Genomic DNA, 13,818 nt, shown 5'->3' on the forward strand with positions numbered 1-13,818 from the left:
CAATTGTGTTCTTGAAAATACCTTTCTGGAGCTTGGTTATGACGCCTTCCAATCCCAAAATCGAACAACCGCGCCTCGGTGAACCTTACCTTCTGACACCCGGTCCTTTGACGACATCCTATGCTGTAAAAGAAGCCATGCTAAAGGATTGGGGCAGTTGGGATGACGATTTTCGCGCCATGACGCAAGAGGTGCGGACAAGCCTGCTGGCGCTATTGGGCGCGGGCGCCGATGATTTTGACTGCGTCCCAATGCAGGGCAGTGGTTCGTTTTCGGTCGAAGCGATGCTTGCATCATTCATTCCGCGTGATGGCAAGGCGCTGGTGCTGGCGAATGGAGCGTATGGCCAGCGCTCGGCGCAAACGCTGGCGTATCTGGGACGCGAACATGTGGTGCTGGACAAGGGTGATTACCTGCCCCCTCGGGGCAGCGAAGTAGCAGAGATTCTGGCTAAAGATCCTGCGATCACTCATGTGGTTGCGATCCATTGCGAAACCTCCTCGGGCATTCTGAACCCCGTCGAAGAGATTTCCGAGGCGACCTATGCCGCCGGGCGCAAGCTTCTGATTGACTCGATGTCAGCTTTCGGTGCGATCGAGTTAAAACCAAGCGAGGTCAGGTATGAGGCGATGGTGTCATCGGCCAACAAATGTATCGAAGGTGTGCCAGGATTCGGCTTCATCGTCGCCCGCAAGTCCGAGCTTGAGGCGGCTGAGGGCAACAGCCATTCTTTGTCGCTGGATGTTCACGCGCAATGGACGCATATGAACAAAACCGGTCAGTGGCGGTTCACCCCTCCGACCCATGTGGTAGCGGCGTTCATCGAGGCACTCAGGGCGCACTCCGCCGAGGGTGGCGTACCCGGCCGTGGCGGCCGTTACACCCGCAACCGCGATGTCATGGTTGCCGGAATGCGCGAGCTTGGCTTTGAGACATTGCTGGACAATCGCTGGCTCAGCCCAATTATCGTCACCTTTTTCTGCCCGGCGGACGAGAATTTCGTTTTCGATCAGTTCTATACCCTTATGAAATCCAAGGGTTTCATCATCTACCCAGGCAAGCTGACGGTGGTCGACAGTTTTCGCGTCGGATGTATCGGTCAAATGGACGAACACGTCATGCGCAAAGTTGTAAACGCAGCAAAAGAATCATTGGAGGAGATGGGTGTCACAAGCGCTGCACCTCCCCTCCGGGCATTGGAAGAACGCGCCAAACTGGCAGCTTAACCATCAAGGAACATAAAAAGATGACCATCCAAACACCTGTTGAAGCAAACGAACGCGTCTATCCGACTCCGAAAGTGCCCGCAATCGCCATCTGCCTTGATGGGTGCGAGCCGGAATATTTGGAAGTCGCAATAGCCAAGGGTCTGATGCCCAACCTTAAGCGGATGCGCGAGACCGGCACCGACCGATTAGCCCATTCCGTGATCCCCTCCTTCACCAACCCCAACAACCTGTCGATCGCCACCGGCCGGCCGCCTATCGTGCACGGTATTTGCGGCAACTATTTGATCGACCCTGACAGCGGTGAAGAAGTCATGATGAACGACGTGCGGTTCCTGCGCGCGCCGACCATTTTCTCGCAATTCTACGATGCTGGTTTCCGCGTCGCCATGGTTACCGCAAAGGACAAGCTGCGCGCCTTGCTCGGTGCTGGGTTGAAATTTGACGAAGGTCGAGCCGTCGCCTTTTCTTCGGAACGCTCGGGCGAGACGACTTTAGCCGAACACGGGATCGACAATGCAAGCAAATGGCTGGGCATGGACGTCCCTGAGGTTTATTCAGCCGAATTGTCTGAGTTTGTATTCGCCGCTGGCGTCAAGCTGCTGAAAGAGTTCAAGCCCGACGTGATGTATCTGTCCACCACCGACTATATTCAGCACAAGTTTGCGCCTGAACAGCAAGGAGCACTTGATTTCTATGCCATGTTCGACAGCTATTTGGGCGAACTTGACGAGTTGGGTGCCGCCATCGTTGTGACCGCCGATCATGGCATGAAGCCAAAGCACCTGGCTGATGGGTCGCCTGCCGTTATCTACGCACAGGATTTGATGGACGAATGGCTTGGTAAGGACGCAGCGCGCGTCATCCTCCCGATTACCGATCCGTACGTGGTGCATCACGGAGCGTTGGGCTCGTTCGCAACGGCCTATCTGCCCGAAGGCGCAGATCAGAACGACATAATTGCCAAACTCAGGGCAACCGAAGGTATAACCCATGTGCTGACCAAGGCCGAGGCCATTGAGCAATTCGAACTGCCGGGCGACCGAATTGGCGACATCGTGATGGTTTCTGGCGAGAACATCTGCATTGGCACATCCGAGCATCGCCATGATCTGGCGGCCCTGAAAGAACCGCTGCGCAGCCATGGCGGTTTGACCGAACAAGAGGTCCCGTTCATCGTGAACCGTGTCATCGACCTGCCGAACCAGCCGGTTTTACGCAACTTCGACGCCTTTTTTTATGCAACCACAGCGGCGGCACAGTAAGTCATGAAAGATCAAACCATGTCCAACATCGAAGTACGAAACGAAGGGATGCGGATCGGTGGTGAAGTTGTCTTCACTGACGAAACCGTTCCGGTGCTCTATCCCTATACCAATGAGGTGGTGGGCTATGTCCCGGCCGGAACCGCTGAACATGCACGCAAGGCTTTCGAGATTGCTGCGAACTACAAACCGAATCTTACCCGGTATGAACGCAGCCAGATCCTACAGCGCGCGGGAGAACTGATCGGGGAAAAACGTGAGTATCTGGCCAAATGGCTGACGCTGGAACTTGGCATTTGCCATCAGCACGCAATCTATGAAACCAAACGCGCGCAGGACGTCTATCAGTTCGCCGCCGCCGAAGCGCTGAAAGACGACGGCGAGATATTTTCGTGCGATCTGACCCACAACGGCAAAGCCCGCAAGATTTTCACAACGCGAGAACCCGTAAACGCGATCAGTGCAATCACGCCGTTCAACCATCCGCTGAACATGGTCAGCCACAAAATTGCTCCATCTATTGCGACCAACAACTGCATGGTCTGTAAACCGACGGAACTGACTCCGCTGACGGCGCTTACACTGGCTGACATTCTCTATGAGGCGGGGTTGCCACCGGAGATGTTCCAGGTCGTCACGGGCTGGCCCGCTGACATCGGGGATGAAATGATCACCAACGATCGTATCGATATCATCACATTCACCGGCGGTGTACCGGTCGGCAAGATGATCGCCGAAAAGGGTGTCTACAAACGTCAGGCGCTGGAACTCGGCGGCAACGATCCCCTCATTATTCTGAATGATCTCAGCGACGCGGACCTGGACAAGGCGGCAACAATTGCGGTTGCGGGCGCGACGGGCAATTCCGGCCAGCGCTGTACGGCGGTCAAACGCATTTTGGTGCAGGAAAGTGTAGCGGATAAGTTTGTGCCGCTGGTTCTGGAGAAAGCCAAAAAGATCAAATTCGGCGACCCGCAGGATCCCGAAACTGAACTGGGTTGCGTGATCCATGACAAGGCGGCAGAGGTCTTTGAAAACCGCGTTTATCAGGCAGAGAAAGAGGGCGCCGAAATCCTCTATCACCCCGGTCGTCAGGGCGCGCTGCTGCCACCCATCGTGGTCGACAAGGTACCTCATGACAGTGAATTGGTCATGGAGGAAACCTTTGGCCCGATCGTCCCCATTGTGCGTGTGCCCGACAATGATGAAGAGGTAATGGCGATTTCAAACTCGACCGAGTTTGGTCTGTCTTCGGGCGTCTGCACCAACGATCTGAACCGCGCGATTTCCTATATCAACGGGTTGGACGTCGGCACCTGCAACATTTGGGAACAACCGGGTTACCGGATCGAAATGTCGCCCTTCGGCGGCATCAAGGATAGCGGCAACGGCGTCAAAGAAGGTGTCATCGAAGCGATGAAGTTCTTTACCAACGTCAAAACCTATTCGCTGCCCTGGCCCGGCTGATATTCCTGCCCTTCCCGTTGGCGGGCGGGGCTTCAAAATTCCTCCCCTACTGGCGGACCTTTCGGGGTCCGCATCTTTTACGAAGCGACAGCGAGGAACGGATATGCCACAGATTGTTCATACCGAAGGGGAATCGAATACTTCGGAAGCCCGCTCTATTTGGCTGAAGAAGTCTATCGGACCCAAATCGTCGCCACTGCTAAAACGCGACGCGGATGTGTTCCTGCATCAATCCTTGTCCAGCCCCTGCGTCAGCACGATTGCCAAAGCAGAGGGGATCTGGATTGAGGACATGGATGGCCGCCGCTATATGGATTTCCATGGCAACTCGGTGCATCACATCGGCTATGGCCATCCTCGGTTGGTGCAAGCTATCAAGGATCAACTGGACGACCTGCCATTTGCCCCGCGCCGCTTCACCAATGACCCGGCGGTGGAACTGGCCGAGAAACTGGTCACCATCACCCCCGATGATCTGGGCAAGGTGCTGTTCACCACCGGCGGTTCAGACGCCAATGAAGTCGCGCTCAAGATCGCCCGCGCCGCCACGGGCCGCTTCAAGACGCTCAGCTTCTGGGACGCCTTCCATGGAGCGGGCTTTGGTGCGGCGAGTGTTGGCGGCGAGGCCACGTTCCGCAGCCATATTGCCGGGCCGCTTTTGCCGGGAACCGAGCATGTGGCCCCCTTCCACCCCACCCGCTGCCCTTATGGGCACACAACACTTGAGGCCAGCGCAGAAGCCTGTGCCAACATGATCGACTATGTGCTCGAACGCGAAGGTGACATCTGCGCCGTGGTGGCCGAAGCGATGCGTGCTGTGCCCATCGTGCCGCCGCCGGGTTTCTGGAAACGGGTGCGCGAAATCTGCGACCGCCATGGTGCATTGCTGATCCTGGACGAGATTCCGACAGGGCTGGGTAAGACGGGGCAGATGTTCTCATTTCAACATGACGAGATCGTGCCCGATATTGTCACCATTGGCAAATCACTGGGCGGAGGTATCCTCCCCATCGCCGCCTGTATCGCCCGCAAGAATCTGGATGTTTGCGGCGATTTTGCCATCGGGCACTACACGCACGAAAAGAACCCTGTCACCGCGCGCGCTGCATTGACCACGCTTCAGATTATCGAAGATGAGGGATTGGTCGAGCGTGCGTCGGAATTGGGCGAACACGCAATATGCCGACTTATGGACGCTTTGCAAAACGTCCCCATAGTTGGCGACATCCGGGGTCGTGGCCTTATGTTCGGGATCGAGATCGTCGAGGACCGCGTTACCAAGACACCTGGAAATGCCCGCGCGGAACGGATTTATTATGCCTGTCTCGAAGTAGGGCTGAGCTACAAGATCAGCCAGGGATGCGTTCTTACGCTATCGCCGCCACTGACTATTTCGAATGGTGAACTAGACCGGGCAATCGATATTGTGGTTGCAGCGATTGAAAACGAGGTCTAACCGGTCGGTCCGCATACGCCCTGCAAAACCTTAGCGCGGAGGAGCACCTTCCAAACCGATCAAGCCCTGACTCGGATGACACGGCGCAAACGCTCATCGCGAACTTGATTGAACCCGACGTCTCTGGCGCTGCGGTCAAAAAAAGAAAAAGCTACTTGCAGATTATCGCACAACAGCTGCGATGAACTGAGCTAATATTGAAGTCGGAGTGAAGTATGGCGATTGTCACCTTCCTGATCAGCCTGGCTGGGGCCACCATGCTGTTGCTGTACGCGGTCCGCATGGTGCGTACCGGGATAGAGCGCAGCTACGGCGCGTCGTTCCAGCGGGTGATGACGCAGCAACGCAGTTACCTGCAAGCTTCGCTGGTGGGAGTGGGGATGGCGATGGTGCTGCAAAGCTCGGCGGCGGTAGCTCTGTTAAGCTCGGGATTTGCTGCCAGCGGATTGCTGAGCTTTCCGGCCGGGCTGGCCATTGTGCTGGGTGGCGATCTGGGTTCGGCACTGATCATCCAAATTCTATCGTTCAAACTGGACTGGCTTGTACCGTTGCTGCTGGCCATTGGTGGCTATCTGTTCGTCAAGACTGAGGCTAAAAAAGCCCGGCAGCTGGGGCGTATCCTGATGGGTATTGCGTTTATCCTTGTCTCGCTCAGATTCCTGCGCGAAGCAATGGACCCCATTCGCGACAGCGCATTTCTGCCCGCCGTAGCCGACTATTTGGCCCGTGACTATATTACCGCATTCCTTGTCGGCGGTGCTTTGGCCTTCGTCATGCATTCTTCGGTCGCGGCCATCCTTATGTGCGTGACGCTTGTGCAGATTGGCGCAATCCCGTTTGCCGCCGGTATGTCATTGGTCTTTGGCGCTAATTTTGGCTCAGCCTTCATTCCAGTCTGGCTGACGCGAGGGATGCCCGTGACAGCTAAGCGCATACCTTATGCCAATCTGGCGCTACGGGGCAGTTGGGCCTTGGTTACATTGTTTGCGGCTAACTTCGCCTTGCGGACCGGGCTGTTGGGCGATTTGCAAGGAGGCCAGATGCTGGTCAACGCGCATATCGTATTCAACCTGTCGCTTCTGGTTCTGTCACTTCCGTTTTTCCGAGGCTTGGAGGACCTGTTTGAGAGGCTTTTGCCCGAACAGAAGAAAGAACAGAAATCCCGACTTGCGCGCCCGACCTGCGCATTGGACATGGAAAATGTAGCTAACCCTAGCCTGGCCTTGCCGAGCCTCAAGCGTGAGCTTCTGCGGATGAGTGACATTCTCGAAACCATGTTCCACCCTGTGCTGGAACTGTACCGCAGCGGAGAAAAAGAGCAAATCTGCTCGGTTCAGGCTTTTGACGAGGACGTAAACAGATGCCTTTCGGATATTCGAGCTTTTGTTGCTGCGATGCCCCCAGAGCTATATGAAAAACAGGATGCAAAAACAGCGCGCGATCTAATGGAATTTGCGATCCGGCTTGAAACTGCAGGGGACGTTGTCGCCAAACGCCTGACAGTGTTGGCCGGCGAAATGCGCGAAAACGGATCAAGCTTTTCACAGGAAGGCTGGTCGGAACTGGTTCAGATGCACGAGGGTATTCTGGCCAATATGAAACTGGCATCGAATGTGCTGATTTCGGACGATCTGGAAAGTGCACGTCTTCTCAGCCTTGAAAAAACCGAGATCAAACGCGTGGAACGGGACAGCCGTAAGCGGCACCTCCGCCGCTTGCAGCACGGCACAACGGAAAGTTTTGAGACCAGCGATATTCATCTGGAAACCTTGCGGGCGTTCCGCGAGTTCAACAGCCACATCGCTTCAATTGCCTACCCGGTCCTATATCGGAATGGGCAGCTGCTAGAGACTCGGTTGATCAACGAAATTGCCAATTAGTTACTGAGATCAAGAACGCTCGCATAATCTCAAGTCAAAAGGCAATGTTACTTGGAAGTTTGTTTGACTCAAGAGGTTGCCCAAGTACTCTGGGTAGAGAAAATGATAGTCCAAAGCTTGGAAACGCTATGTTTGAACGTACGCGTCAGAACATCCTAAGTTGGCCCCGATCTATTTACAAAGCATGCCAAGAACGGCTAAAAAAAGGCGTGGTTATGTACGACCATAGAGACACTCGGTCATGCCACGATTCTGGAAACGAATTGAAACCCAAAGATCAACTGGTCGGTAATAAGGATGGCGACCATGATGGGTCATCAGAGAAGGTCATAACATTTTATTTGCCTTAGTTTGAAGATCTCCGCGATGGCACGCTCAAGATGATCATGTTCCAGATCGTGAATTGATCTGATTTAGCAATCTTGGGGTTTGCTCCAGTAGGTGCAGGATTGTACGTTGATCTCAGGGGGCCAACGTTTTGACCACGGATTCAAAACGGCCAAATATGCTTGCTAGATGTGTTTTGTGCTGTCTGTGTGCCACCCCATTGATGAAGAGCTTTATTGGCACAAACCAGTACTTCAGGGGTGGAATTCAACCCTGGGGTAGGACCGCCTCAAAAGCGGTGACAACTCGGATTATTTCACCTGTATTCGCCGGCGAACAGGATGTGATCCGTCCCAAGTTGTGGAATATGCGTGAAAAGGTCATTGGGACCGTCCAATCCTCCTCGCGCAAATCCTTGGTGTTCCAGTAGACTATGATGGCTGGGAGGAGGTCTGCTCAGCCATTCTAGTTGGCTGGCTTTGGTGGGATCATCAATATGGCCTCGCCTGTAGGTAAAGAAGTCACGCCCAACGCATCGGCCTAATCGGCGTCCAAGGCGGGAGCCATCGAGTTTACCAAATTGTTGGTCAAGGAATTGGTCCAGACTGATATTTGCGTGAATTGCATTGCTCATTCTGCTATCATGATGGCGATCCTAGATCAGATGGCAACAGATTTCCTGCAGACCAATACCGAAAAATCCCGAGTTAAGTCGTTGCGCTAGGTTGAAGAGGCCGCGCGTATGGTGATGTGGCTAAGCTCTGAAGGCTGCACATTCAACACGTGCGCCGTGTTAGATCGTTCATGTGGAAGAGCGACATACAGATAGTGCCCATTTTCAATGTAACGCCCCGCCCTGCGGAAGTGGCCGCAATGTCTTGACGATGCAGTACAGCCTCCAGGGCCTGCATGTCGTCCTAGAGTTTTTGCCGACCTATGTGCGCTCATTCCAAGGCCTACATCAAGTTTTTGAAACCAGTAGGAAGTTCGTTTGATCCAACATGCGGTGACGGCATGGGCACGCACAATATGTCTCGCGCCTTGGGCCGAATCCAATCTGTGGACATAGATTGTCTTGATGTATACATTTATTTAAACGCTGTTTTGTTCAGCATTTTGTAGTCCATCATTTAGCCACACGCAGGAAGTCATGAAGGCATCTGAAAAAAAGAAGAGCCAAACCGATCAGACCGTTGAACGCCTGCGCGAGCTTGTACTGAGCAACATCTTTTCACCCGGTCAGCCACTTAGGCAAACAGAAATAGCCGACTTGTTGGGTGTTAGCCGTACCCCTGTTCGAGAAGCGCTGAAAGAACTGTCCGCAGAGGGACTGGTTGAAATCACGACAACCGGCCGAACCACAGTCGCTGGAATAGATCCCGAAATGATCCAAGAATATTATGAAGTTCGGTGTCAATTGGAGCTGTGGATGCTTGGCCTGTCAATTCCAGTGATGACATCGGAACAATTTGACCATGCTGTTGAAATAAATGAACAAATGATACGTTGTACCGAAGATGAGTGGTCCGCACTCAATCTACAGTTCCATCATGCGCTCTGTAGCCCGGCCAACAAACCTCACACTCTTGCTTTGATAGAAGATTTGAACACCGGCTCCTTAGCAAGACTTCGTACGCTGACCAAATCGCTTCGTAATCGCGAGCGCTCACTCCGGGATCATCGCGATATTCTTGACGCGTGTAAACGAGGTGACGTGCAAGTTGCATGCGATCGACTAGAAAGCCACATCCTTCTCAACTCACACGCGTTGATCGAAAGACTGATAGCAGTTCAGGCGAACAAGTAACCCGAATCATCCCAAGGGTTCACTTTTGGCAACGAGTTTCACGTTTCCTGCAGGCCTAATAGAAACACAATAATATCAATATGTTGGCAAATATGTCGACATAAATCTGTACTTTCTGAAAAAAATGTATACAAAAAACTGACAACGGCTTACTAATTGCATGCATGAAGCAGGGAGAACCACATGATAACTCGTACAACCGCCGCTGTTCTGACAGTGACCGCAATGTTTGCTGGCTCGGCATTTGCCGACAAACTGGATGAAGTAAAAGACCGCGGTGTCTTAAAATGCGGCATTCACCCAGGCAAAGCGGGCTTTGCCACCCCCGATGAAAACGGTATTTGGCAGGGTTTCGATATCGACTACTGCCGAGCTTTGGCCGCGGCTGTTCTGGGTGATCCGGACAAAGTCGAATTCTCTACCATGAGTTCCAAGAACCGTCTCACTGCGTTGGTTTCTGATGAAATCGACATCTTGTCACGGACGACAACCTTTACCGCAACCCGCGACATGCGCAATGGTGTGGATATTACTACCCCCTGGTTCTACGATGGTCAGGGTTTCTTGGTGAAAAAGTCTTTGGGCGTTACTAACGCTGCGGAACTTGATGGCGCGGTCATGTGCACCTATCCGGGCACCACAAGCGAGCGCAACGTCAACGACTACTTTGAATCCAATGGGATGACCTACAAGGCGCTGATTATCGAAAGCGCTGCTGAAGCTAAATCCGCATATGTAGCAGATCGTTGCGACGTTATTACCAACGATCGGTCGGCGTTGGCTGCAAATCGGATTGGTATGTCTAACCCTGATGATCACATTCTTCTACCAGATGTAATTTCCAAAGAACCGCTCGGACCTTATGTGAAAGCTGGTGAAGGCCGCTGGCGCGATGTAGCCACTTGGACCGCAATGGCGTTAATCTCTGCGGAAGAATTGGGCGTGACCCAATCCAATACCGCCGAAATGGCGGAAACTGGTGGGCCTGCAATCAAGCGCTTGCTTGGAGCAGAAGGCAGCATCGGTGAAGGTCTCGGCTTGGAAACTGGATGGGCGCGGGCTGCGATTGAGGCAGTTGGCAACTATGGTGAGCTTTTTGAGCGCCATCTCGGTAAAGACACACCGTTGGAATTTGAACGTGGACTGAATGCACAGTGGTCAGATGGCGGCTTGCTCTACGCCTTCCCAATCCGTTGATCAATTGGGCGAAGCAAACGAGTTTGCTTCGCCTTCACAACGCCCGTGGGGATTTTCTTATGCTAAAGCTTTGGAACAACCGACAACTGCGTAATCTAATACTTCAAGCACTGGCTCTCTTCGGCGTGTTTGCAGTGATTGGATCGGCAGGATTAAACGCGGCTAGAAACTTGGAGAGCTCGGGTGTGACGAGTGGTTTTGGGTTTCTGACAGAACGCGCCGGATATGATATCAACTTTTCACTGATTGATTATTCCCCAAAAACAGCGAGCCATGCGTATGCTTGGTGGGTTGGGACGGTAAACACAGTTTTTTTCGCAGTCATCACGATTGTTTCAGCCACGCTAATGGGCCTGGTGTTGGCAATGGCAAGACTGTCGCCTAATTGGCTGCTTTCCAAAACCTCCCGCGCAGTACTAGAGTACCTGCGAAACGTGCCTGTTCTCGTGCACATCTTCATATGGTACGGAATCTTTCTCGCTTTGCCCGCGGCGCGGCAGGCCATTCCGGTTTGGGATATGGCATACATATCCAATCGTGGCTTCAACTTGCCTTCATTGAGCTGGCAATATGATTCACTTGGGGTAATCCTGTTCCTTTTGATTTGCGTTGTTGTAGCATTGTTTGTCTGGGTTCGCGTGCCACAAGTGTCCCGCTTCACGCGCATGGGAATCGTTGTGCTCTTAATCGCAGTAGTTACTGCGGTTGCCACCCTTGCTGCTGGCCTGCCTGCTCATATTGAATATCCAGTTCAAGAAGGCTTTGGCTTTGATGGCGGAATGGTCTTGTCTCCAGAGTTCATGACGATGTGGATAGCCGTTACGGTTTACTTTTCCACTCATTGTGCAGAAGTGATCCGAGGTGCGGTAATGGCCGTTCCAAAAGGACAGGCCGAAGCGGCGCAGGCGCTTGGAGCACCTCGAAAACTGGTCATGTTGGAAGTTGTGATCCCCCAGGCGCTTCGGGCAATTGTGCCCCCTATGACATCCAACTACATCAATATTCTCAAAGCGGCAGCTTTAGGCACAGCGATTGGCTTTCTGGACGTCATGGGAACTCTTGGCGGCAGTACGCTAAACATCACCGGACAAGCAATCGAGTGTATCGCGCTTGTCATGCTCACTTACATGGTTCTCAATCTGGCGCTTTCTTTGCTCATGGGCCGGATCAACAAAGCCGTGCAGATTAAGGAAAGATGACTGATGCTTGCTGATCACATTTCTAGCGCGCCGGTGACAGCGCGCGCGCAACCAAAGGTCGCGTTGTCGTTTGAAATCATTCTCAAATGGATTCGGCGCAATCTATTTCAAAATACGTCCAGCACACTGATTACGATTGCAATCGCAGCTCTACTAATCTGGCAAGTTCCAGCTGCATTGGACTGGTTGCTGTTTTCCGCAGTTTTTACAGGTGATGGCCGTGCCGCATGTAACCCCCATGCAGCTTGCTGGATTCCCATTGGCGACTTCTTCAATGTCTTTGTCTATGGCCCCTATCCGGCGGCCGAACGTTGGCGGGTAAATGTTGCCTTTCTCCTAGGCGTTCTGACCTTTCCCTTGCTGTTTTCGCGTCGGATGCCTCGTAAATTTGTTTTGGCCTATATCGCCTTGCTACCGATTGTCCTTTGGTTGCTGCTCAAAGGCGGCGGTTTTCTGGAAAAAATGCCTTCGACTGTGTTTGGGGGTCTGATGCTAACGTTTTTTCTGGGTGCGATTGCAATGTGTCTGTCCCTGCCGGTTTCGATCCTGCTGGCTTTGGGGCGTCAGTCCAAACTGCCCGTTATTCACTGGATCTGCGTGGTCTATATCGAATTCGTGCGTGCAGTGCCATTGTTGACCTTTTTGTTCATGGCATCGCTTATGCTGCAAATATTCCTGCCTGGCGGGATGGAGATTGATCGCCTGCTTCGTGTTCTAGCAGTAATGATATTCGTGTCGGCCGCCTATAAGGCTGAAATCCTACGCGGGGCCATTCAGGCATTGCCTGGTGGTCAAGTCGAGGCGTCGTATGCGATGGGCTGCGGCTACTGGAAAACTGTTATCTTCATTGTAATGCCACAGGCGTTGCGTAACTCGGTTCCAGCACTGATCAACAACTTTATTGGCCTGTTCAAGGAAACTACGCTTGTGATGATCGTTGGACTACTGGAACTGGTTGGTACAGTTCGAGCGGTGTTTCAGGATCCCGAATGGATTGGCCTGCATGTTGAAGGTATGCTACTGGTCTCGTTCTTCTTCTTCCTCATCTGCTTTTCCATCGCTCAATACGGTGCACATCTAGAGCGCGGCATCGAAGCGTCGCGTCGTTGATCGCGAGAAAGGATAGTCTCCATGACAACTCAATCACCAATCATTTCACTGAAAGACGTCAACAAATGGTACGGGGAATACCATGCACTGCGTGATGTGTCGCTTGACGTCAGCCAAGGTCAGAAACTCGTGATCTGCGGTCCTTCCGGTTCTGGTAAATCGACTCTGATCCGATGCATCAACAACTTGGAACAACACAATGGCGGAGATATCATCGTGGATGGTGTCGAGTTGGCGGAGGACCTGAAGGATATCGAGTCTATTCGGCAAACCGTCGGCATGGTCTTCCAAAGTTTCAATCTATTCCCCCACATGACCGTCCTGGACAACTGCACCTTCGGCATGCGTCGGGTGCTGGGGACGGCACGGGTTGAAGCCGAAGAAAAAGCGATGGCACTTCTATCCCGCGTGCAGATAGCTGAGCAGGCGCAAAAGTATCCAGGGCAGCTTTCGGGTGGGCAGCAGCAACGCGTTGCAATTGCTCGCGCGCTAACCATGGACCCAAAGGTCATGCTGTTTGATGAGCCGACATCAGCGCTGGATCCTGAAATGATCTCCGAAGTACTTGAGGTTATGAAAGAACTCGCCAACGACGGAATGACCATGATCTGCGTGACACATGAGATGGGCTTTGCACGTGAAGTTTCCGACCAGATAATATTTATGGAAGAAGGCAGTGTGATCGAAACCAATGATCCCGTCACTTTCTTTGAAAACCCAGCGACCGACCGTGCTAAGCGGTTTCTGAATCAGATTCTGGCTCATTGATAGCTGTCTCTAGGGAGAAGAGTGGAAGACAATACCTCCTTCTTCTTGCTGAGGCTGGTCATAAGAAGTACGGCTCACTCCACTTATACATATCTGAGCCGTTCTCCTCCCCGCTT

General features: G+C 52.9%; 10 protein-coding genes. All 10 read left to right on the top strand.

Annotation, left to right across the window (positions count from 1 at the left end; all coding sequences use genetic code 11):
* Positions 1–38: 38 nt before the first annotated feature.
* The 10 genes from ACR0LN_RS12090 to ACR0LN_RS12135 all read left to right on the top strand — a co-directional run bounded on the left by ACR0LN_RS12090 (position 39) and on the right by ACR0LN_RS12135 (position 13,702).
* Complete coding sequence (locus ACR0LN_RS12090; protein WP_480429966.1) at positions 39–1,226, top strand: 2-aminoethylphosphonate--pyruvate transaminase; 1,188 nt, start codon at positions 39–41, stop codon at positions 1,224–1,226.
* A gap of 20 nt (positions 1,227–1,246) precedes the next feature.
* Positions 1,247–2,491 (top strand): phosphonoacetate hydrolase, encoded by a 1,245-nt coding sequence (gene phnA, locus ACR0LN_RS12095; protein WP_480429967.1) that lies wholly within the window; start codon positions 1,247–1,249, stop codon positions 2,489–2,491.
* Between the two features lie 3 nt (positions 2,492–2,494).
* On the top strand, positions 2,495–3,958 hold the full coding sequence (gene phnY / locus ACR0LN_RS12100; protein ID WP_480429968.1) for a phosphonoacetaldehyde dehydrogenase: 1,464 nt from the start codon (positions 2,495–2,497) through the stop codon (positions 3,956–3,958).
* A gap of 103 nt (positions 3,959–4,061) precedes the next feature.
* Positions 4,062–5,414: a (R)-1-hydroxy-2-aminoethylphosphonate ammonia-lyase gene (gene pbfA / locus ACR0LN_RS12105; protein ID WP_480429969.1), complete on the top strand. Its 1,353-nt coding sequence runs from the start codon at positions 4,062–4,064 to the stop codon at positions 5,412–5,414.
* Positions 5,415–5,629: 215 nt separating this feature from the next.
* The gene (locus ACR0LN_RS12110) at positions 5,630–7,294 is read left to right on the top strand and encodes a Na/Pi cotransporter family protein (RefSeq protein ID WP_480429970.1); all 1,665 of its coding nucleotides are present in this window, start codon (positions 5,630–5,632) and stop codon (positions 7,292–7,294) included.
* A 1,477-nt stretch (positions 7,295–8,771) separates the two neighbouring features.
* On the top strand, positions 8,772–9,428 hold the full coding sequence (locus tag ACR0LN_RS12115) for a GntR family transcriptional regulator (protein WP_480429971.1): 657 nt from the start codon (positions 8,772–8,774) through the stop codon (positions 9,426–9,428).
* 225 nt (positions 9,429–9,653) lie between these two features.
* Positions 9,654–10,625 carry an amino acid ABC transporter substrate-binding protein gene (locus ACR0LN_RS12120; RefSeq protein WP_480429972.1) on the top strand — a complete coding sequence of 324 codons (972 nt, stop codon included), beginning with the start codon at positions 9,654–9,656 and terminating at the stop codon, positions 10,623–10,625.
* 59 nt (positions 10,626–10,684) lie between these two features.
* Positions 10,685–11,824, top strand: a complete 1,140-nt coding sequence (locus ACR0LN_RS12125) for an amino acid ABC transporter permease (protein ID WP_480429973.1) — start codon at positions 10,685–10,687, stop codon at positions 11,822–11,824.
* 3 nt (positions 11,825–11,827) lie between these two features.
* The gene (locus ACR0LN_RS12130) at positions 11,828–12,934 is read left to right on the top strand and encodes an amino acid ABC transporter permease (protein WP_480429974.1); all 1,107 of its coding nucleotides are present in this window, start codon (positions 11,828–11,830) and stop codon (positions 12,932–12,934) included.
* Positions 12,935–12,955: 21 nt separating this feature from the next.
* Entirely contained in the window at positions 12,956–13,702 is a 747-nt protein-coding gene (locus tag ACR0LN_RS12135; protein WP_480429975.1) for an amino acid ABC transporter ATP-binding protein, read from the top strand.
* The last annotated feature ends 116 nt before the right edge of the window (positions 13,703–13,818 follow it).

Source organism: Ruegeria sp. AA6 (assembly GCF_056542865.1).